At 68.2% G+C, this 21,369-nt stretch carries 16 protein-coding genes; 9 read left to right on the forward strand and 7 right to left on the reverse strand.

Features of this window, described 5'->3' with window-relative positions:
• A partial coding sequence (locus tag ACFUTU_RS05140; RefSeq protein WP_377961463.1) for a DUF5719 family protein occupies positions 1–1,658 on the forward strand: 1,658 nt, incomplete at its 5' end.
• A gap of 6 nt (positions 1,659–1,664) precedes the next feature.
• Here ACFUTU_RS05140 and ACFUTU_RS05145 read toward each other — a convergent pair.
• Entirely contained in the window at positions 1,665–2,177 is a 513-nt protein-coding gene (locus ACFUTU_RS05145) for a metallopeptidase family protein (protein WP_377961466.1), read from the reverse strand.
• Positions 2,178–2,299: 122 nt separating this feature from the next.
• Between ACFUTU_RS05145 and ACFUTU_RS05150 the strand changes: the two genes are divergently transcribed.
• The 4 genes from ACFUTU_RS05150 to ACFUTU_RS05165 all read left to right on the forward strand — a co-directional run bounded on the left by ACFUTU_RS05150 (position 2,300) and on the right by ACFUTU_RS05165 (position 6,022).
• The gene (locus ACFUTU_RS05150) at positions 2,300–2,683 is read left to right on the forward strand and encodes a DUF3499 domain-containing protein (protein ID WP_377961470.1); all 384 of its coding nucleotides are present in this window, start codon (positions 2,300–2,302) and stop codon (positions 2,681–2,683) included.
• A gap of 113 nt (positions 2,684–2,796) precedes the next feature.
• Positions 2,797–3,036: a Trm112 family protein gene (locus tag ACFUTU_RS05155; RefSeq protein ID WP_377961472.1), complete on the forward strand. Its 240-nt coding sequence runs from the start codon at positions 2,797–2,799 to the stop codon at positions 3,034–3,036.
• 52 nt (positions 3,037–3,088) lie between these two features.
• Positions 3,089–4,570 (forward strand): adenosylhomocysteinase, encoded by a 1,482-nt coding sequence (gene ahcY / locus ACFUTU_RS05160; RefSeq protein ID WP_377961475.1) that lies wholly within the window; start codon positions 3,089–3,091, stop codon positions 4,568–4,570.
• A 219-nt stretch (positions 4,571–4,789) separates the two neighbouring features.
• On the forward strand, positions 4,790–6,022 hold the full coding sequence (locus tag ACFUTU_RS05165; RefSeq protein ID WP_377961478.1) for an Ig-like domain-containing protein: 1,233 nt from the start codon (positions 4,790–4,792) through the stop codon (positions 6,020–6,022).
• Positions 6,023–6,027: 5 nt separating this feature from the next.
• Here the strand turns inward: ACFUTU_RS05165 and ACFUTU_RS05170 are convergent, their stop codons facing one another.
• Entirely contained in the window at positions 6,028–6,843 is an 816-nt protein-coding gene (locus tag ACFUTU_RS05170) for an RDD family protein (protein WP_377961480.1), read from the reverse strand.
• A gap of 67 nt (positions 6,844–6,910) precedes the next feature.
• Between ACFUTU_RS05170 and ACFUTU_RS05175 the strand changes: the two genes are divergently transcribed.
• Positions 6,911–7,903 (forward strand): stage II sporulation protein M, encoded by a 993-nt coding sequence (locus ACFUTU_RS05175; RefSeq protein ID WP_377961483.1) that lies wholly within the window; start codon positions 6,911–6,913, stop codon positions 7,901–7,903.
• A 155-nt stretch (positions 7,904–8,058) separates the two neighbouring features.
• Complete coding sequence (locus ACFUTU_RS05180) at positions 8,059–9,333, forward strand: TIGR01906 family membrane protein (protein ID WP_377961485.1); 1,275 nt, start codon at positions 8,059–8,061, stop codon at positions 9,331–9,333.
• Between the two features lie 39 nt (positions 9,334–9,372).
• Here the strand turns inward: ACFUTU_RS05180 and ACFUTU_RS05185 are convergent, their stop codons facing one another.
• Both ACFUTU_RS05185 and ACFUTU_RS05190 read right to left on the reverse strand, forming a co-directional pair.
• Entirely contained in the window at positions 9,373–11,202 is a 1,830-nt protein-coding gene (locus ACFUTU_RS05185; RefSeq protein WP_377961488.1) for an AMP-dependent synthetase/ligase, read from the reverse strand.
• Positions 11,203–11,257: 55 nt separating this feature from the next.
• Complete coding sequence (locus ACFUTU_RS05190; RefSeq protein ID WP_377961491.1) at positions 11,258–12,964, reverse strand: dolichyl-phosphate-mannose--protein mannosyltransferase; 1,707 nt, start codon at positions 12,962–12,964, stop codon at positions 11,258–11,260.
• Positions 12,965–13,158: 194 nt separating this feature from the next.
• Between ACFUTU_RS05190 and rsmI the strand changes: the two genes are divergently transcribed.
• Both rsmI and ACFUTU_RS05200 read left to right on the forward strand, forming a co-directional pair.
• Positions 13,159–13,980, forward strand: a complete 822-nt coding sequence (rsmI, locus tag ACFUTU_RS05195) for a 16S rRNA (cytidine(1402)-2'-O)-methyltransferase (RefSeq protein ID WP_377961732.1) — start codon at positions 13,159–13,161, stop codon at positions 13,978–13,980.
• Between the two features lie 230 nt (positions 13,981–14,210).
• Positions 14,211–15,710, forward strand: a complete 1,500-nt coding sequence (locus tag ACFUTU_RS05200; protein WP_377961493.1) for an NAD-dependent succinate-semialdehyde dehydrogenase — start codon at positions 14,211–14,213, stop codon at positions 15,708–15,710.
• Positions 15,711–15,800: 90 nt separating this feature from the next.
• Here ACFUTU_RS05200 and ACFUTU_RS05205 read toward each other — a convergent pair whose 3' ends face one another.
• From ACFUTU_RS05205 to ACFUTU_RS05215, 3 genes are all read right to left on the reverse strand, one after another.
• Positions 15,801–17,210 (reverse strand): MFS transporter, encoded by a 1,410-nt coding sequence (locus tag ACFUTU_RS05205; RefSeq protein ID WP_377961496.1) that lies wholly within the window; start codon positions 17,208–17,210, stop codon positions 15,801–15,803.
• Positions 17,211–17,453: 243 nt separating this feature from the next.
• Positions 17,454–19,937 carry a DUF3488 and DUF4129 domain-containing transglutaminase family protein gene (locus ACFUTU_RS05210; protein WP_377961498.1) on the reverse strand — a complete coding sequence of 828 codons (2,484 nt, stop codon included), beginning with the start codon at positions 19,935–19,937 and terminating at the stop codon, positions 17,454–17,456.
• Complete coding sequence (locus ACFUTU_RS05215; protein WP_377961501.1) at positions 19,934–21,358, reverse strand: DUF58 domain-containing protein; 1,425 nt, start codon at positions 21,356–21,358, stop codon at positions 19,934–19,936. The genes ACFUTU_RS05210 and ACFUTU_RS05215 overlap by 4 nt, the downstream gene beginning before the upstream one ends.
• Between the last annotated feature and the right edge of the window lie 11 nt (positions 21,359–21,369).

Genomic DNA, 21,369 nt, shown 5'->3' on the forward strand with positions numbered 1-21,369 from the left:
GTTCCGGAAACGGCGCTTCCGGCGCTTCCGGCGCCCGGTCCGCCGGAAGCACGGCCTCCGGGGTGCGGTCCGGCGGTGCCAGCCGCATTGCCGGCCGCCGTGGCGCTGTGGCCGGGCTGCTCTCCGGCGCCGTCATCCTTGCCGCCGGCGGCGGTCTGGTTGCGGCGGCGGCACTGGCCCCGCAGCCGTCCGCTGCCCGGCCGCTTGACGTCGCGGAAGCGGCTGTGCCGGCCGGAAGCGTCCAGGATGTCTGCCCGGCTCCGGCGCGGCTGCTCGAAGGAACACCGGTAGGGACCGACCCCCAGTTCAGCCCCGAATCCGCGACGGCCAAAAGTTCCGTGTCCGCTCTGGTGGTGAGCGCGGCGGGCGGGAACCTGCCCGGCAGTGCGCTCTCCGCGCTGAAGGGATCCGAGCTGCAGCGGATTGCCAAGGCACCCGGCTCGGCGACGGCACCCGCGGGCTCCTCCGGGTTGCTTGCCGGGGCCCTCGAGGGCCGCAGCGTGGACGACGTCAGCGTGCTGTCCGCGGACGCGCTGGGGAACCGGCAGCCGGCCGCGGCAGGCCTCATGGCTTATACCGCGTCCGACGGTGACCTGCGCGGTTCTGCGGCAGCCGCCTGCCAGCCGCCGTCGAACGACCTCTGGCTTAGCGGTGCCAACACCGCCGTGGGCCGCAGCAGCGTCCTTCACCTCACCAATGCCTCCACCACACCCGCAACGGTGAACCTCGACCTGTTTGGGAAGGCCGGCCAGGTCAAGGCCTCCGGCAGCCGCGGCCTGCTGGTGGGGCCGAAGTCGACGCGCTCCATCATCCTGGCCGGTCTGGCGCCCGGTGAAGAACGGCTGAGCGTGCACGTCCGAAGCTCCGGCGGTCCCGTCAGCGGTTTCATCCAGCAGAGCGTGCTGCGCGGGCTGACCCCGGGCGGCGTGGATTTCATCGCACCCGGAGTATCCGCTGGCGCATCGCAGGTGATGACAGGCCTCGACATCCAGGACGCCGGGGATGTGAAGTCTCTGACCGGGGAGTCCGGTTTTGGCGACGCCGGCCCGGCGCTGCAGATCACCGTTCCCGGCCCGTCCGACGCCGTGGTGGAGGTCAAGCTGTTTGGCCGGGCAGGGCAGCAGGCGCTTCCGGGTGGAGGCGTGGTTACCGCCAAGGCCGGAACCGTCACGGAGATCCCGCTGTCCGGCGTTCCCGCCGGCCAGTACACCGTTTCGGCCACATCTGACGTCAGTATCGTGGCCGCTGCGCGTGTGAGCCGGGGCCTGAAAGCCAGCCAGAGTCTGGACTTCGCCTGGTCGCCCGCCACCGCCCAGCTGGGCAGTCAGCACGTGGTGCCGCTTCCGCAGGGCGGGGAGCGGCGGCTGGTTTTCGGAGCTTTGGACGGCAGGGCAACCATTTCCTATACGCCGGTTACGGCCGACGGGAAGCTCCACGCCGCGGCCACCGCGGACATCGCTGCCGGTACCACCACTGCGCTCAAGGCGGCCGACCGGATCGGGGACACGGCCGTCGTCGGCTACGTGGTGTCAGCTTCCGGCGGAGCGGCCTACGGCGCAGTCCTGCTGGAGCGGGAAGGCGGGAACGACATCTCCACGGTGGGCATCACCGCGGGCGCGGAGGGCCAGGAAAAAGTGGCGGTGACGCTGGGCTACTAGCAGCCTCTAGTAGCGCCGGCGGTACACGGGGTCGAGCGTCTCCGGAGCCACCCCGAGCATCTCGGCGGTGTGCTCCACCACCACGTCGTGCACCAGGTCCTGCAGTTCCTCCTTGACCGGGCAGGCCTGCTCAACCACGCGGCGGTACAGCGTGATGATGGGCCCCTCGTCCTCGGTTCCCGGGGTGTAGCAGCCCAGGGGAGCGGGTGAGCCCTCGGCCAGCAGCTGTTCCAGGTTCGGCGGGATCTCATCGACGGCGAAGCGGACGCCGTCGAGCGGCTTGCCCCAGATGTCGTGGAGCCGCTGCGCGGAGTCCATCACGAACTCATCGAACCGGTCCGAGCGGCTCCGGTAGCCGGGGAGGGTGGGCAGCAGCAGTTCGCCCCGCAGGCCGCGGCCGTGCCGGTTGCGGCGGCGCTGGGCGAAGCTCCGGCCAGCGGGAATCCCGGCGGCGTCCCGGGGCGCATCCGGGTCAGCCAACCGGACCGTGAAACCCGAAGAATGGTGCGATGACTGCATATACAGACTCTAGACCCGCCAAATGATTTGCGCGACATAACCGGACCGGGGCCCGGCTGCCGTGGCGCGGACCGTTCGTCAATGTCGGGAAATCTGCCGGAAGCGGAGTATTCTGTGTTGTCGTGGGTGCAATACGTCAGTGTTCCAGATCAGCCTGCCGCCAGTCCGCGGTGGCCACGTTGACGTACGTCTACGCGGACTCCACTGCTGTTCTTGGACCGCTGGCAACCTACGCGGAGCCGCACTGTTACGACCTCTGCGAGCAGCACGCCGGTTCGCTGACCGTTCCGCGCGGCTGGGAAGTGCTCCGTCTTGCCATGCCCTCGCAGCCGCCCCAGCCCGGTCCTGATGACCTGCTGGCCCTCGCTGACGCCGTCCGTGAGGCGGCGTCCCGCCCGGCGTCCCCGCCTCCGGGGCAGCGCGCCGCCCACTCGGCGCTGGAGGCACCGGCCGCAACGGAAGGCACCCGCCGCGGCCATCTGCGTATCCTGCGCGAACCGTCCTAGCCCCCGCGGCCCCGTTCCATTTGTTCGCAAAGCGTCCCCGTACCGAAGTGGCGGTAGGCTGGAGGCTGAAATCCGTCAGCCACAGCGCTTGTGCCCAGCAGGGAGCATCCACCATGCCAAAGATCAGTCCTGAACTGTTGTCCGTCCTGCGGTGCCCGGTCACCGGATCGGCTCTGACCCAGGAGGGCGAGGAGCTCGTCTCGACGTCGGCGGCGGAGAACGGCGAACGGCTCCGGTACGCCATCGAGGACGGCATTCCGCTGCTGCTTCCGCCGGAACTCCGCGCCGCAGCCACGGCCGCCCGGTCGGACCAGCACGACGCCGGGCCCGCAGCGGCTGCCCCCACCGCCTAACACCCAGCCAGCACCGCAGAAGGCTAGACGCCGGATACAGCAAAGGATTCCCATGACGTTCGATTACAAGGTTGCCGACATCTCCCTGGCCGAAGCCGGGCGCCACCAGATCCGCCTCGCCGAGCACGAGATGCCGGGCCTGATGTCACTGCGCCGGGAATTCGGACCGAGCCAGCCCCTCAAGGGCGCCCGGATCGCAGGTTCGCTGCACATGACGGTGCAGACCGCAGTCCTGATCGAGACTCTCACGGCACTTGGCGCTGAGGTCCGCTGGGCCTCCTGCAACATCTTCTCCACGCAGGACGAGGCCGCTGCGGCCGTCGTCGTGGGAACCGGAACCGTTGAGGACCCGCAGGGCGTTCCCGTGTTCGCCTGGAAGGGCGAAACCCTGGAGGAATACTGGTGGACCGCCGAGCAGATCCTCACCTGGCCGGGCGCTGACACCAACCCTGAGCTGGGCCCGAACATGATTCTCGACGACGGCGGCGACGCCACGCTGCTGCTGCACCGCGGCGTGGAGTTCGAGGCTGCCGGCGCCGTTCCGGCGGCCGGGGCCAACGATCCCGAAGAGTACGGAATCGTTCTGGACGTCCTGCGCCGGACCCTGGCCGAGGACCCGAAGAAGTGGACCCGCATGGCGGCCGGGATCCATGGCGTCAGCGAGGAAACCACCACGGGTGTGCACCGCCTGTACCAGCTCGCCGAACAGGGCAAGCTGCTCTTCCCGGCGATCAACGTCAACGACTCCGTGACGAAGAGCAAGTTCGACAACAAATACGGCATCCGGCATTCCCTGCCGGACGGCCTCAACCGGGCCACGGACGTCCTCATCGGCGGCAAGGTCGCCGTCGTCTGCGGCTACGGCGACGTCGGCAAGGGTGCCGCAGAGGCCCTCCGCGGCCAGGGCGCCCGCGTGATCGTCACCGAAATCGATCCCATCTGTGCACTGCAGGCAGCCATGGACGGCTACCAGGTGGCGAAGCTGGAGAGCGTGCTGGACCAGGGCGACATCTTCATTACCACCACGGGCAACAAGGACGTCATCATGGCCGAGCACATGGCGGGCATGAAGAACAAGGCCATCGTGGGCAACATCGGGCACTTCGACAACGAAATCGACATGGCCGGCCTGGCCCGGATCCCGGGCATCCGCAAGGTCGAGATCAAGCCCCAGGTGCACGAATGGGTCTTCGGCGGCGACACGGCGGACGACACCAGGTCCATCATCGTCCTGTCCGAGGGGCGCCTGCTGAACCTCGGCAACGCGACCGGCCACCCGTCGTTCGTGATGAGCAACTCCTTCGCCAACCAGACCATCGCCCAGATCGAGCTGTTCACCAAGAAGGACCAGCCCGAGGGTGAGCGGGAATACGAAAACCAGGTTTACGTTCTCCCCAAGATCCTGGACGAGAAGGTGGCACGGCTGCATCTCGATGCCCTCGGCGTCGAACTGACAGAACTGTCCAAGGACCAGGCCGACTACCTGGACGTGGACGTGGCCGGCCCCTTCAAGCCGGAGCATTACCGCTACTGACAGCGGCTGGCCGCTGCCAACAGTGACCGGCCACGGCGTGCCGCAGCACGCCGTGGCCGCCGCCGTCTGATATGGAAAACCCAGGCCGCCACGCCCGGCGCGCCGGGACTCCAAATCAGGGGCAGCACTGCCGTGCGATAAAATCGACTGGTCAGCGTTACCGCTGGGCACACGGACGGATGCCGCTTGGCAGCCCGGTGGGACACGGAGAAACCAGTCATGACGGAAAAGAACAACCGGAAAACCGGCAAAATCATCGCCGTCGTTGCCATTTGCGCGGCGGTTGCTGCCGGCGGAATTGGCGTCGCCACCGCTCCTGGCTGGGCCAACCCAGTGCCCCGGTCTGAGGCCTCCAGCCCCGTCCGCAACGAACCTGGCCTCGCCGCGCCCGTGGTGAAGGCCGTGGAACTGGGGGTGACTCCGCTCGACGGCGCCAAGGGCGTCAACCCTGCGGTGGCGCCCTCGGTTAAGGCGGTTAACGGCCGCGTCAAGGACGTTGTGCTCGTGCCGGCTGCCGGGGGAGAGGCAGTCAAAGGCACTGTCAGCGCGGACGGCAGCACCTGGACGGCCGTGGACCCGCTGGAGTTCAACACACCGTACAAGTACAGCTACACCATCGTTGACGAAGCGGGCCGGGAAACCCAGAAGTCCCAGACCTTCACCACCGTGGAGCCTGCCAATGAGGCGGATGCCGCCGTGTACCCGGAGAACGGCTCCACAGTGGGAGCGGGTCAGCCCATCGACATCGTGTTCAGTGAACCGGTCACCAATAAGGCTGCGGTTGAAAAGGCCGTCAAGATCAGTGTCTCTTCCAAGCAGCCGGTTGCCTGGCACTGGTATTCCGACCAGAAGGTCCGCATCCGGCCAGAGAAGTTCTGGGCGTCCAACAGCCAGGTCACCGTTGACATGAAGCTGTTCGGAGTGGACTTCGGCAATGGCATGATCGGCAATTTCAACGCCAAGGTGCAGTTCAAGGTTGGCCAGCAGCGCCTGGCGGTGGTGGATGACAACACCAAGACCATGAAGGTCTACTTCGACGGCAAGCTGGTCAGGACGGCGCCGGTCACGCTGGGCGGCTCCGACTGGCTGTCCCCGTCCGGTTACGCCGTGATCATGGAGCAGGAACGGCATTCGAAGTTCAACGCGGGAAGCATCGGCCTGAAGCCCGGCGACAAAGGGTACTACCCGCCGCTGACCGTGGAGTACGCCAACAGGCTCACTTCATCGGGTGTCTATGTGCACCAGGCGCTCGAATCGGCATGGGGCTATGTGGGTGTATCCAATGTCTCCCACGGGTGCGTCGGACTGCTCCCCGCGGACGCTGCCTGGTTCTTCAACAACATGAAGTCCGGCGACGTCGTCCAGGTCCTGAACACCGGCGCCGCGCCGGTCGAGCCGCTCGAGGGCTACGGTGACTGGAACATTCCCTGGGCCCAGTACGCCAAACGCTAGAGGCACTACTGGCTGTCCCTGCCCGCCGGGAACGGCAGCCGGTGCAGCCGTTCCCCGATGCGGTCGCTATGTGTTTTGGCCGCACTGAGGCGGCGGAGTTCCCGGGTGCGCCGTTCAGCCAGAACAGCCGCCAGATAGTCATCGGGAGTGGTCCCGGGCGGGGGCGACGGCGCCACATATCCAGACACTTCGGTGGCGAGGGCCGCGGCCATGCCGCTGCGCGACAGCGGGGCCATCCGCGGCGCCTGGCGCATGAACTGCGCGGCCCGCCGCCCCAAGGCATCCGGAATCCGGCCGATGTCCGCAGCCTCCGCCCAGGCGGCGAGGTGCCGGGGAGCGAGCGGGACGATTGTGGGTTCCACCGGGACGCGGCGCCGCAAAGAGTAGGTGCCGGCCACGATGTCACCCAGCCGGCGGGACCTGCCGTCGAAGAGTGCCACCGCGATGGCGACACCGCCGAACGTCAGGTAGATCTCCAGGAACCCGATCAGCGCCCGGATGACGGCGTGGCGGAACCGGATGGCCCCGCCGTCGTCACGCACGATCCTCAGCCCGGCCGCCAGTTTCCCGAGCGAGAGTCCGCGGGTCAGGGTCTCCAGGGTTGCGGGAACAATGACGAAGCACAACACCACGGTGACCAAAGTGAGCGCCCCGGCGGCGGCCTCGTCAAGCTCGTCGAGGGCGGTACCCAGTCCCATCAGCAGGGCTATCAGCAGTGCGGAATGCACCAGGACGTCGAGCAACAGGCCGAGGGCGCGGGCGGCGAAGGATGCCGGGCGGAGTTCCAGGACGACTGCCTCGCCTGTGATGAGTGGACTCAATTCCTGCCCCTTCGTGGTTCCGGCCACCGTTCGCCTAAGTCTATGCTTCGCAGGCTAGGGTAGGAGCGTGGACATGGACGCCTTCTCCGCCGTCAACGCCGACACATGGTCGCGGCTGCATGACCTGGCGAACAAGCGGCGCCTGAGCGGTGCCGACGCGGATGAGCTGCTGCGCCTGTACCAGGTGACGTCCGCCCACCTCTCCCTGCTGCGGTCAACCGGGCCGGAGAGCGGGCTGTCGGCGACCCTGTCTGCCACGCTGGCGCAGGCGCGCACCCGGTTCACCGGCGCCCGGTCCAACTTCATGGCAGACCTCGCGCAGTTCTTCGTCCTGGCCCTTCCGGCCGCCCTGTACCGGATCCGCTGGCTGACCCTGGCCTGCGGCGCCGCGTTCTGCCTTGTTGGCTTCGCCTACGCCTTCTGGATCGGCACCTCGCCCGACGCCCTGCGGGCCGTAGCCTCGGAAGCGGAAGTCCAGCGGTATGTCACGGAAGACTTCATCGACTACTACTCGGAGAATCCGGCGGCGTCGTTTGCAGGCGCCGTCTGGACCAACAACGCCTGGATCAGTGCCCAGGCGGTGGCCCTGGGCATCACCGGATTCTGGGTGCCGATGATTCTGTTCGCCAACGCCCAGGGCGTGGGGGTGGCCGCCGGGATGTTTGCCGCGGTGGGCAAGACGGAGGTCTTCTTCAGCTACATCCTGCCGCACGGGCTGATGGAGCTGACAGCAGTGTTTGTGGCCTGTGCTGCCGGACTGCGGATCTTTTGGGCCATGGTGTCGCCGGGGGCCCGGACGCGGTCCCGCGCCGTTGCGGCAGAGGGCAGGTCCATGATCACGGTGGCGCTTGGCCTGGTCCTGGTGCTGTTTGTTTCGGGCCTCGTCGAGGGTTTCGTGACGCCGAGCACGCTGCCGGTGTGGGCGAAGATCAGTATCGGTGCGGCGGTGCTGGCCGCATACTGGTTGTATGTGCTGGTCTGCGGGGGACGGGCCTACCGCGCCGGCGCCCGCGGCGACCTGGGCAGCCAGGACGCCGGCTATTCAGAACTTGCAGCATGATTGTTACTGCCAGCCGATAATTCCGCAGGTGGCGGGGTGGCACATCGCGGTGCCGGAGTGGCTGACGGTAGGCTCTTGGAGAGATACGAAGCGCTGCCTGGCCCCGGTTCATCCCGGTACGACAGTGCATGGACGCCTACGGAAGTGAAGCTGCAGTGAAAGACAATACTCCGACCCCGTCCGGACGCCTTGACCCGCGCCTGGACCCGGCGGCGGGCCCTGCGCTGGATCCCACGGAGGACACCGACGAGCCGGCGTTTGAATGGATGAAGCCCGCGCCTGCAGCCCGCGCCGCGGAAGGCGACAGCGCCCCCGGTCCTGAAGTCCGTCCGGAAGCAGCTTCGGCCGGAGCCCAGCCGGAAAGCCGCGCCGACCGCAAGGCGGCTGAGGCGGCGGCTGCCGAAAACGCGGGAAAGGACCAGCGCACGCAGGCAGGCCGGAACGCGGAGACTGACGGGAGTGCAGCCGAGGCCGACGTGCCGGCCCGATCGGGATCAACGCTGGCGGGCACCCACTTCAGTGAACCCAAGCCCTTCAGTGAACCCAAGCCTTTCAGTGAACCATCGCCTTTCAGTGAACCATTGCCCACCTCCGCCCTGCAGGTCCGCCCGCCAGAGGAGGAAGTGGAGCGCCGCAATGCCGAGCGCGAGCAGGCCGCCAAGGCCAAGCCCGTGCTGCCGCGGTTTCTCCAGGTCCTGCTGGCTGTTTTCTACCCCATCATCCTCCTGGTCCTGGCCGTGCGTGCCGTGACCAGCCCGCTTTTCCTGTGGGTCGAGTACCACCGGCCCGGCTTCCCGGGCGACGGGTATGGCTTCAACGCGGACGACCGCATGACCTACGGCTCCTACGCCGTGGACTACCTCAGCAACTGGTCCGGTCCGCGCTACCTGGGTGAACTGGTCAACCGCAGCGGCGAAAAGCTGTTCAAGGACGGCGAGGTCAGCCACATGGCGGACGTAAAGCTGGTCATCCTGTCCGCTTTCGGCGCCGGGGCCCTGCTCATCCTGATCAGCATCATTGCCGTCATCTATCTGCGGCGGCGTACCCAGGGCGGAGTGCGCCGGGGACTGTTCGCCGGCTCCATTGTGACGCTGGTGCTCATCATCGGCCTGGGCACGCTGGCCGCCCTCGGCTGGCAGCAGTTCTTCACCGAGTTCCACCGCATCTTTTTCGCCGCCGGCTCCTGGACGTTTGCGCTCGAGGATACCCTCATCCGGCTGTTCCCCGGGCAGTTCTGGATTGACGCCGGCCTGGTCATCGCAGCACTGGTCCTGATTACGGCCATCGTGACGCTGATCCTGACCTGGCCCACCCGCAGGCGCCGTGGGCTGGCCCCGGCACGGAAGGGGCGCAAGGGCGGCAAAACCGAAGAGGCAGCGGATGCCGACGACGCCGCGGAAGCCGGCACCACACGTCCCGCCAACCTGTAGCCGCCCGCCGGCAGCCACTGGTTCTCCGGCAATGCCTGTCTAGCTGTACAGCTGCTCAATCTCGGCGCCGAAATCCCTGACGACGGCGGCCCTCTTGAGCTTGAGGGACGGCGTCAGGTGCCCGGAGTCCACAGTAAACGCGGCATCCAGGACGCGGAACTTGCGGATGGATTCGGCCTTGGAGACGAGGCTGTTGGCCGCGTCCACGGCCTCCTGGACTGCACTGCAGACAGCGCTGTCCGTGCGGGCTTCGGCGGGGCTCAGCAGCGGGACACCCCGTGCCGTGCACCATTGCTCCAGGCCCTGGGGGTCCAGGCTGATCAGGGCAGCAACGAAGGGCTTCCCGTCACCCACCACCACGGCGTGGCCCACAAGCTGGTGTTCCCGGATCTTCTCCTCGAGCGGCCCGGGAGCGACGTTCTTGCCGGCAGCCGTAACCAGCAGGTCCTTCTTGCGCCCGGTGATGGTGAGGAACCCGTCGGGATCGAGGAAACCGAGATCCCCGGTGCGGAAGAAGCCGTCGGTGAACGCCTCGGCGTTGGCAGCTGCGTTGGCGTGGTAGCCCTTGAACACGCCAATGCCCCGGACCAGGATTTCGCCGTCCTCCGCGATGCGGATGGTGGTGCCCGGCGCCGGGATGCCCACCGTCCCAACCCGGGTGCGGCCCGCGGTGTTCACCGTGCAGGGCGCCGTGGTCTCGGTCAGGCCGTAGCCTTCGAGCACAGTGATCCCCGCACCCCTGAAAAAGTGTGCGTCGCGCACATTCAGCGGGCTCGCACCGGAAACGGCGTAGGTCATGCTGCCGCCGAACACCTGCCGCAGCCAGGGGTAGACGAGGCGGTCGAAAAGCGCGTGCTGCGCCCGCAGCGCCAGGCCAGGTCCGCCGCCCTCAGCGCGTGCGGCGGCATCCAGCGCTTCCGAGTACCGGATTGCCGCCCGCGATGCGGCGCTGAACAGCCGGGACTTCCCGGCGTCCTTCGCCTTCTGCTCCGCGCCGGCCCGGATCTTCTCGAAGATGCGGGGCACCGCGAGCAGGAAGGACGGTTTGAAGGTGCCCAGGTCATCGAGGAGCTGCGCGTTTCCGGAGGTGTGGCCGAGAGTCACCCCGGCGCTGAGGCACACCACCTGGACCGCCCGGGCCAGAACGTGGGCCAACGGCAGGAACATCAGTGTCCGGGCGTTCTCCTGCTGCAGGAGTTCGGGCAGGAAGGCCACCATGTTCCTGGCCACCAGGGCGAAGTTTCCATGGGTGATCTGGCAGCCTTTGGGCCGGCCGGTGGTGCCGGAGGTGTAGACCAGGGAGGCCACGTCCGAGAGCACTGCCGCCGAGCGGTGCCGCTCCAGTTCTGCATCCGTCACCCCGGCCCCCGCGGCGGCGAGGCTGGCAAGGTTGGGGGCATCGCCGTCGTAATCCATGCGGACCACCGGAACCAGGCGGCCGGCGAGGACACTGGAGGCGGCGAGGACCTGGTCCATCAGCACCGCCTTCTGGCGGTCCTCAACGAAAACGCGAACGGCGCCCGAATCGGACAGGATCCACTCCACCTGGCTCGCCGAGGAGGTCTCGTAGATGGGCACCGTCACACCGCCGGCAAACCAGATGGCAAAGTCGACGAGTGTCCACTCGTAGCGGGTGGCCGAGAGGACCGCGACGGCATCGCCGGGTGCGAGGCCGCCGGCGATGAGGCCCTTCGCCAGTGCCGTGACCTGGTCCAGGAAATGCCCGGCGGTGACGTTCTGCCAGCCGGTGGAGTCCCGCCGAGCGTAGACAGCGTGCGAAGGATTGTGCCGGTAGCGGTCCAAAAGCAGGTCGGTGACGTTGCTGCTGTCCTCCAGGGCAACCATCAGTTCCGTGCTTGCTTCCCTCACAGGCGGGTCTCCATTTCGTTCATCATCACGTCCGGGTTCCACCTGCCATCGTGCCTCAGATCCAGGAAGGCATCCACATCCTGAACCGCCAGTCCTGGTACGTGATCATTTCGGCGGTCCAGACGGGGTAGAAGAAGGCGGAAATCAACACCGAGGCCACGAGGAACAGGGCCACCCCGTACAGCCCGGAGCGACGGCGCCACGGCGGGTCGGTGCTCTTCCCCAGGACCAGGCCAAGGCAGTACACGAGCGCCAGGACCAGGAAGGGTTCGAAGGACACCGCGTAGAAGAAGAACATGGTGCGTTCGGGGTACATGAACCACGGCAGGTAGCCGGAGCCGACGGCGGCCAGCACGGCGCCGGCACGCCAGTCGCGCCGGCCCGCCCACCAGAAGAGGAGGACCACCAGCGCGATGGTGGCGCTCCACCAGATCAGCGGGTTGCCGACCGACAGGATGGCCGAGGTGCAGTTTGCGAAGTCACAGCCCGGCGTGCCCTGCTTGGGGGACTCGTAGTAGAACGAGGTGGGCCTGCCCATCACCAGCCAGCTCCAGGCGCTCGCCTCATACGGATGCTCCGAGCTGAGCCCCTGATGGAACTTGTACGCCTCGAGGTGATAATGCGCCAGGGACCGCACTGAGTCCGGCAGCCACCCCCATTCGGCGCTGGGGTTCGTCTCCGCCCACCGCCGGTAGTAGGCGTCGGTGGAGCGGAACCACCCCGTCCACGTGACGGCGTACGTCACGGCGGCCACCGGCACCATGCTGACGAAGGCCAGGAGTCCGTCCTTGATGATTCCGGCGCTGATCCAGCCGCGGACGCCGGCGGTCCGGCGCGCGCTCAGGTCCCAGAACACGGTCAGGAGCCCGAAGCCTGCCAGGAAGAACAGCGCCGACCATTTCGTGCCCACGGCCAGGCCCAGGCAGACGCCTGCCACGATCCGCCACCAGCGGACCCCCAGCCATGGCCCTGACAGCAGCTGGAGGACGGACGGCCTGCCGGTGGGGGAGGACGCAGCCTGGCGTCCGAGCCTGGCGGCCAGCCGGCGCCGGCCGTCGTCGCGGTCCAGCAATAGCGCACCGAACGCCGCCAGGACCCAGAACATCAGGAAGATGTCCAAAAGCGACGTGCGGGACAGAACGAGGTGGTGACCGTCGACGGCGAGCAGCAGCCCGGCCGCCGCCCCCAGGATCAGCGAGCGGAACAGCTTCTGGGCGATCAGTGCGAGGAGGGCGATGGACAAGGTGCCGGTCAGCGCAGCGGCGAAGCGCCAGCCGAAGGGGTTGTCCGCGCCGAACAGCCACATCCCTGCCGCAATCATCCACTTGCCCACGGGCGGGTGCACCACATATTCAGGAGTGTTCAGCAGGACGTTGGGGTTGCCGGCAATGAACGCGTCGTTGGCCTTGTCCGGCCAGCTCCGTTCGTAGCCGCTCACCAGCAGCGAGTAGCCGTCCTTGACGTAGTACGTCTCGTCAAAGACCAGACTGCGGGGAACGTCCAGCCTCACGAAACGCAGGAATCCGCCCACGGCGGCTGTCAGCGCCGGAACCAGCCAGAACCAGAGACGGAGCGACGGCGGGTAGTCCCGCCAGGTGCGGATGCCGCCGATCAGGCGCAGGGCGAGGGCATCTGCGGTGAACGCTTCCGAGGGCCGGCTGATCCAGCGCTTCCCGTGCACGCCGCGGCCTTCCGTGGCGGGTGCGGGAGCCGGGGTGCTTGCTGGTTCGGCCCCGTCAGGCCGCACGGAGGTCTGCGTCACGTGCCCATGCTACCGTTTGCGCCTTGGGGAGCGGGGTGAAGAAGCCCTTGGGGAGTGCCGGGCAGCAGTAGGCTGGACCTGTGGACCATGAAGCGAGCACCGCCCCTGACAGCAGTTCCGGCCCTTCCGGCGATTCAGAACCGGCCGCCGGCGGCGACGGGGAGCGGGACTTCCGCGCCGGCGGGCCGGGACGGATCGTCCTGGCGGCAACACCGATCGGCAATGTGGGAGATGCTTCACCCCGGCTGCTCGAACTGCTCGGGACAGCGGACATCGTCGCGGCGGAGGACACCCGGCGCCTGCACCGCCTGGTGCAGGCCCTGGACGTCGCCGTGCGCGGGCGGATCATCAGCTATCACGAGCACAACGAGGCCGCCAAGACGGCCGAACTTTTGGAACAGGTCCGTTCCGGTAAAACCCTTGTCATGGTCACCGACGCCGGCATGCCGGCAGTCTCCGATCCAGGCTTCCGCCTGGTCGAGGGGGCGGTGGCCGCCGGTCTCACAGTCACGGCCGTCCCCGGTCCGTCCGCCGTGCTCACCGCCCTGGCGCTGTCGGGGCTGCCCACCGACAGGTTCTGTTTCGAGGGGTTCCTGCCGCGGAAGGCAGGCGAACGCGCCACCCGGCTGGCGGATCTCGACGCCGAACGCCGCACCATGGTCTTCTTCGAGGCCCCGCACCGGCTCGAGGCCATGCTGCGGGCGCTGCACGAGCGCTTCGGACCGGACCGGCGCGCGGCGGTGTGCCGGGAACTGACCAAGACGTACGAGGAAGTCCTCCGCGGGTCGCTGCGGGAGATGCTGCAGTGGGCGGAGGCCAACGAGGTGCGCGGCGAGATCGCGGTCGTGGTGGCAGGGGCGCCGGAACGCGCGCCGGGATCCCCGGAGGACGGCGTCGCCGCCGTCAACGAACTCGTGGCCAAGGGCGTGCGCCTCAAGGAAGCCGTTGCGGCGGTCGCCGAGGAGACCCGGGTGAGCAAGCGGGAACTGTACTCAGCGGTCCTCGCTGCCCGGTGATGCAGAGCCTTTCGGGGCTGCCGTAACCGCCCCTGATCGTGCCCTCCTGCGGCTGTGCAGCTGCACAACGAAAGCCCCGACTGGCAGTGCGCCGATGCGTAGACACTGCCGAGATTCGGGCAGTACGGTGGCTTTAATCCAGCCAAGCAAGCAGCGGGCGGCAGGCGGCGGTTAGCCGTGTGCAGGAGCTGCACATAACCGGCAATCCGATTGCTGACGAGGGAGTCACCGTGTCTGTTACAACACAGTCCACTGCTACCGCAGAACGCGAAAGCGAATTGCTCGCGTCTGTTCCCACCGGCCTGCTCATCAACGGCGAGTGGCGCTCCGCGGCGTCGGGCAAGACGTTCGACGTCGAGGATCCCGCCACCGGGAAGGTGCTGCTGAGCATCGCCGACGCCTCGGCCGAGGACGGCGCCGCCGCCCTGGATGCCGCCGCCGCAGCCCAGGAGTCCTGGGCGAAGGTGCCGCCGCGGGAGCGCGGCGAGATCCTGCGCCGTGCCTTTGAGCTGGTGACCGAGCGGGCCGAGGACTTTGCCCTGCTGATGACCCTGGAGATGGGCAAGCCGTTGGCCGAGGCCCGCGGCGAGGTCACTTATGGTGCCGAGTTCCTGCGCTGGTTCTCCGAGGAAGCCGTCCGCGCGTTCGGCCGCTATTCCGTCTCCCCGGACGGCAAGTCCCGCCTGCTGGTGACCAAGAAGCCGGTGGGCCCGTGCCTGCTGATCACGCCGTGGAACTTCCCGCTGGCCATGGCCACGCGCAAGATCGCACCCGCCGTCGCGGCCGGCTGCACCATGGTGCTCAAGCCCGCCAACCTGACGCCCCTGACCTCCCACCTCTTTGCCGCAGTGATGCAGGAGGCCGGCCTGCCGGCCGGCGTCCTCAACGTCATCAGCACCACCAGCGCCGGCGCCACGACCGGTCCGCTGATCAAGGACTCCCGGCTGCGGAAGCTGTCCTTCACTGGCTCCACCGAGGTGGGCCGACGCCTCCTCTCCGACGCGTCCGAGACGGTGCTGCGTACATCGATGGAACTCGGCGGCAACGCCCCGTTCGTGGTGTTCGAGGACGCCGACGTCGACGCGGCAGTTGCCGGTGCCATGCTGGCCAAGCTGCGGAACATGGGCGAGGCCTGCACCGCCGCGAACCGCTTCATCGTGCACGAATCCGTCGCGGACGAGTTCGCGGAGAAGTTCGCCGCGAAGATGAAGGACATGACCACCGCGCGCGGCACCGAGCCCGAATCCAAGGTCGGCCCGCTCATTGACGCCAAGAGCCGGGACAAGGTCCACGAGCTGGTCAGCGACGCCGTCTCCTCCGGCGCCACCACGGTACTTGGCGGAGCGCCGGTCGAAGGGCCGGGCTACTTCTACCAGCCCACCATCCTCAAGGGCGTCACCGAGGGCACCCGGATCCTGTCCGAGGAGATCTTCGGGCCGGTCGCGCCCATCATCACGTTCTCCACCGAGGACGAGGCCGTGCGCCTGGCCAACAACACCGAATACGGGCTGGTGGCCTACGTCTTCACGAAGGACCTCAACCGCGGGATCCGTATGGGCGAGCGGCTCGAGACGGGCATGCTCGGCCTGAACGCCGGCGTCGTCTCCAACGCAGCAGCACCGTTCGGCGGCGTCAAGCAGTCCGGCCTGGGCCGCGAAGGCGGGCTCGAAGGCATCGAGGAATACCTCTACACCCAGTACATCGGCATCGCGGACCCCTACGCCGGCTAAAGCCTGCCGTCGGGTACAACGGGCAAACGCACTGGCCTGCAGGAATCCTGCAGGCCAGTGCGTTTTCCGTGTGAGGGCGCTGTGCCCGATCTAGCGGGCCGCGGCCCGGATGTCCGCATACTCCTCGCGGGAAACGGGGGTGGCATCCGGCGTCCCCAGCTCATGGAGCGGAATCCGGTGCGTCTCCCTGGCGGACCAGGCAGCAACTGCCCCGACCACCGTGATCCCGAAGCAGATGGATCCGACGGTGAGCGGAACGTTGGCCGAACCCGGGGGCGCGACCACCGTGAAGAGGCTGGGCAGGAAGGACGTGATCAGCAGGCCGATGTTCTGGGAGATGGCGAAGCCAGTAACGCGGGTGTGGGAGGGGAAGAGCTCCTGGAAGAAGCTGGCGAAGGTGGCGTTCCAGACCTGGTACAGCGTGCCCCACATGAGGATCGCCAGGACGATGGTCAGCGGAACGTTGTTCTGGCTGACCGCGTAGAGGTATCCGTAGGCCAGCGCGCCGGAGCCCAGCGAACCGACGATCATCAGGGGCCGGCGGCCGAACCGGTCCGAGAGGTCGCCAAACCAGGGGATGAGGGCCAGCGCGATGACATTGGCCAGCACGGGGATCCACAGGTAGACGGTGGTGCTCATGCCGATGCCGTATCCGGGCTGCGTGGCATAGGCGGCACCAAAGACGGCCACGGTCACGCCCACGACGTTGACCAGCGTCATGCAGACGGCCCGCACCACGTTCAGCCCGCTTTCGCGCAGCACCTGGACCACCGGCATCCTGGGAACGTCGCGGTGCGCCTTCTCCTCCACGAAGACGGGTGTCTCGTCAACGCGGCGCCGGATCATGTAACCGGCGAACACCACCAGGGCGCTGAGGAGGAACGGGATCCGCCAGCCCCAGGCGTGGAAGTCCTCGGCTGACAGCACCGCCGAGAGCGGAAGGAAGACGGCAGCGGCGATGATCTGTCCGGCCTGGGTGCCCTGCAGCGCGAAGCTGGCATAGAAGCCGCGCCGGCCGAAGGGCGCATGCTCCACGATCATGGCGCTGGCGCCGCTCAGTTCCCCGGCCACGGCGAAGCCCTGGACGAGCCGAAGGACCAGCAGCAGGACCGGGGCCAGAATGCCCACCTGGTCGTAGGTGGGAAGCAGGGCCACCGCGAAGGTGGAGACACCCATCAGCAGCATGGCCAGGACCAGGACGTTCTTGCGTCCGTGCTTGTCGCCCCACTGTCCGAGGACGAATGCCCCGATGGGGCGGGCGACGTATCCCACGGCGTAGGTGCCAAGCGAAGCGATCAGGGCGACGGTCGGATTTCCGGCCGGAAAGAACACCGTGGGGAAGACCAGGGCAGCGGCCTGGGCGTAGATGAACCAGTCGTAGTACTCCAGGGCGCTGCCCACCCAGCCGCTTGCCGCAGCCTTCCTGGTGCTGCTCGGCCGGCCATTGCCTGGTTGAATCGATTCACTGTAGGTCGGCAGCTTATGTGTCCCGCTCTTCATGTCGTCCTCCTTTGGACAAGTCGTCTGTCCCGCGGATCCATCCGTCGCCGGACGACCGGAATCCCGCGGGAAAGGTTGCGCCTCGCGCCGCCCCGCCAGGGCTGCTGCGGTCCGGTTTATGCGATGGTTCCCATCAGGGGAGCCGGACTGGCCGCTGCATGGAATGCGCTTTCCCGATTCCTAACGATAAGGTGGTGGCCGTCACATGTCAAACCTGGGAAGTCCTTCACGGCCGCGCGGCAATTAACCCTGGCGGAGCCGGCGGATTCCGCTGCGGGTCCTGTGCCACAGTGCCGAAGCGGAGCGCCCCACCCGGAGCGCGGCGCGAGCCAGGATGCGCAAAGGCCAGCCCCCCACAGTGCCCCAGCGGGAGAGGACCGACGGCGGCAGCCAGTCGGCGCGGAGCCGGCCGGTGACGCCGGCCTTGTGGCGCAGCGCCCGCCGCACCTGGCTGATGTGCTCGACGGCGGCCTCCTCCAAAAGTCCGGCGGGCACGGAATCCTGGCCTGAGGGGCGGCCGTACTGGTGCCGTTCGTAGGCGTCGGTCAGTACAGCCACAGCCTGGGAGGTCCCGGCGTCGAGCGGTCCCGCGGCCAGGGAGTTCCGCAGCCGGGCAGAGAACGTCCTCGGGGTTTCGCTCGGTCGCGGGCGCACGCCGTAGTCCATGGCCGTGTCCTGGAGTTCGGACCAGACGAGTGGAGGTTCGGCCAGCCGGTTCCGGCCGCTGCCGGTTCCCCTCAGGCGCCGGGACCGGAGACCCCCGCGCACCAGGCGGGGTGAAGCGGCCAGGAGGACCAGCAGCAGCAGCCCGGCGGCGGTGTAGAGCGCAGGCATTGCCTGGCTTCCGCCGTCGGCCGTGCCGGCTCCCGGGAGGGGCAGCGGCTCAGGGGCCGGAGCCGAAGGTGCCGTGGCACCGCCGCTCGGTACCAGGCCGTCATTGTTCTGGTCGTTGGTGCTGGCCCCGCCGGACGCCGAGGAGTCCTGCGCGTAGGCCGGCACGACGCCGCGTGAGGGGGTGGGCTCAAACGGAACCCAGCCGAGGCCCTGGAAGTACAGCTCGGGCCAGGCGTGCGCGTCACGGGCATCGACTTCGTATTCCGGGAGCGTTCCCTGGCCGGCCACGGAGACCGTGGCACCGGTCAGCCGGCCCGGCGCGTAACCGACGGCTATCCTGCTCGGAATGCCTTCCAGCCGGGCCATCACGGCCATGGCGGAGGCGAAGTGGATGCAGTAGCCGCTCTTCTGAGTCAGGAAATCCGCCAGGACCGACAACCCGTTGCCGTCGTATCCGCCCTGGACCGGGGACTCCAGGGAGTAGGTGAAGTCCGGCCCGCGCAGGAACCGCTGGATCGCCATCGCCTTGGCGTAGGCGGTCCGGCCGTTTGCCGAGACGGACTCGGCGGTGGTCCGGACGATGTCCGGAACGTTCGACGGCGGCCGGATGAACTCCTCCGGTACGCCCCGTACGGGGGCGGAGGACGCGTCCAGCAGTTCCGTGGTGAGCTTCGGCACCGAGGACTGCACCAGATACTGCTGTTCGCGGGAGTTGGTGTCGGTGCCCTTAATGCTCAGAGTGGCAGGATCCCAGCTCCACCGTCCGCTCAGCCCGTTGACGGATTCGGGGGCGTACGGGACGGGAAGGTAGGGGCTTGTGAAGTCGCCGGTGTTGACCACTGTCACCTGCCGGATCTGTTCGGGCGCCAGGATCTCGTGCCCCGCGTCCATCCGCCCGGTGCCCGCCCGGCGGCTGGCATTGCGGTCGTCGGGGGACCACGATTCGCCGTCGAAGCGGTCCACCGTCACCGAGCGCAGGTAAAGCGGGGTGGTGGCGTTGGTGGCGTAGGTGATCCGGCCCTCGCCCGTCGGGGTGCGCAGGCTGTTCCCGAGGCTGATCATGGGGTTCAGCCCGGAGGCGGAACCCCAGGGGTTGAGGCGGGAACCCTGGGGGAACGTGCCCTGGTCGAAGCCGGGAACCACAAGCTGCAGCAGCAGGGTGACCACCAGCGCCACGGCACCGGTCAGTGCGGCGCGGCTGATCTGGCCCGGGTTGCGGGCCGTGTCCGCCTGAGTCCGGGCGTCGGGTGCGAACCATTGGCTGCACGCCAGGATCACCAGGTAGCCTGCCGCCGTCACCAGGAACCCCAGCCATCCCACGCTCTGCGGCTTGATCATGGCCGGCACCACCAGCACCGCCAGCAGTCCGAGTCCGCTCGTGGCAGGCATGCCCAGGGGGAGGGCCAGCGCATCAACGAGGATGACGACGAGCCCCAGCGCGGCGCAGGTCACCAGGACGATCCCGGCGTTGGGCGCCACCGGCGAGCTCTCGGCCAGGACAGTTTCGCTGGCCCGCCGCAGGTGCCGGCCGAGAGCGTCGAAGGTGGCCTGCGACGGGAGGAACCCGGCGATGCTGTCGTGGCGGAAGAACGTGAAGGTCAGGATGAAGGCCAGGGACACGAGGCCGCCCGCGGCCACCAGCAGTGGCGGGACACGGAACGTGCGCAGCAGGGCCATGGCCAGCGAGACCACCACCACCACGGTCACGACAGGCAGGAACCATGCCCAGCCCCGAAGGACCCCGTTGAGGGACAGCGACGCCCCGAGGACTGACACCGCCACCGCACCGGACATGGCCCAGGGATATGCGCCGGCGCCGAATCTGCCGCCGCCGGGGGAGCCCGGAGCGGATTGCGGCCGGGCCTCCGCCGGCCGGTGGGACGTCAGTGTCATGGCCCTACCTCCGCACCGCGGCGGACGTCCGCCGCTGCCGTCCACATGGCGGCGTCTCCCTCATCGAAATACGTCCACGCCGCGGGCAGCGAGGTTGCCGCCTCGACCGCAACTGCCCGCCAGCCGCCCAGGCGCAGGGCCTCGAGCGCTTCGTGGCACTCCGCCGGCTTGTCCGTGATCACCACGGCAAACGCGTTGGCAGCGTAACCGGCAGCAGGTGCCAGTGCCCTCGCTTCCGCGAGTGAAATCTTCCCGAGGAGCGCGAGGACCGGTCCGCGCATCCGGTGGGCCACGAGCTTGTCCATGAGCCTGTCGTCAAAGACGGACTGGGCCGGATCCGCGCCACCGGCATGCTCGCGGCGGACGGAGTCGTGGTCCCTCCGAGCATGGTGCGGTCCCGTCAGCTGGATCGCGGCGAGGCTTTCGGCGATGGACTGCAGGCCGGTCGCGCCGCTGTACTCCTCGCTGTCGGGCTCCGGCGCCGAGGACGAACGGTGGAATGCAGGCTCTCCGGCTGCATCCAGGAACCGCAGCGAGTAGTTGAGCTCGGCAAGGTGCGCGGCCACGGACATGGCGGCGGTGACAGCCCACTCAAAAGTGTCACTGGTGACGAGTTCGCTCCCGTCGTCGCCCGTGCTGCCGAACACCGGGCTGTATCCCGACGAGTGGGCAACGTACCGGTGGTCGAGGATGACGGTGGCTTCGGGTGTGGTGACCGACTCCTCCTGCCGCACCATGAGGGCACCGTGCCGGGCCGTGGCCGGCCAGTGCACCCGGCGCATCGGGTCGCCGTGCCGGTACTCGCGGGTCATCACGTCGTCGTCGCTGGGATTGGCCCTGGTGCGGGTGGCCGTGATGCCGTCATTGCCGCGCGCACCGGCCAGGCCGGTGACCGGGAGCTCGACGGCGGCCGGCGTCACGGTGAGTGTGTCGCCGTCGTCGATCGCGTGCCTGTGGAGTGAGAGCCCAAAGGGGTCCGTGAACTCGGCGGTGACTGGGCCGATCGTGAACTGTCCCCGCTTACCCGAGCGCAGGTGGTACTCGTAACGGCTGGTGCCGCCGGACGCGGACCTGGCGGGGAAACGGAACGCAGGGGATTCACCGAACCGCGGAGGCAGCCGCTCCTCCATGATGACCCGGCCCGTGCCCACACCGGTCCGGGCCACGGCGAGCCGGACCGTGGTGATGGAGTCTGTCTCAACGGTAGAGGGGCTGAACTCCCGGTACACCCGGAAGCGCGGCTTGACCACGCGGATGCCGGCCAGCGAAATGAGCGGCAGGACCAGCAGCAGGACACCAAGGACCAGAAGATCGCGGCGGCCCATGACCTGGGCGCAGAGCAATGAGACCGCACCGGCCGCCAGGAGCCCCCAGCCCCGGGAGCTGAAGATATGTCGGGGGAGGCTGTCCAGCAGTGCCACGGCCAGGGTCC

The organism is Arthrobacter sp. NPDC057388 (assembly GCF_042668165.1).
In the GTDB taxonomy this organism is placed as follows: domain Bacteria; phylum Actinomycetota; class Actinomycetes; order Actinomycetales; family Micrococcaceae; genus Arthrobacter.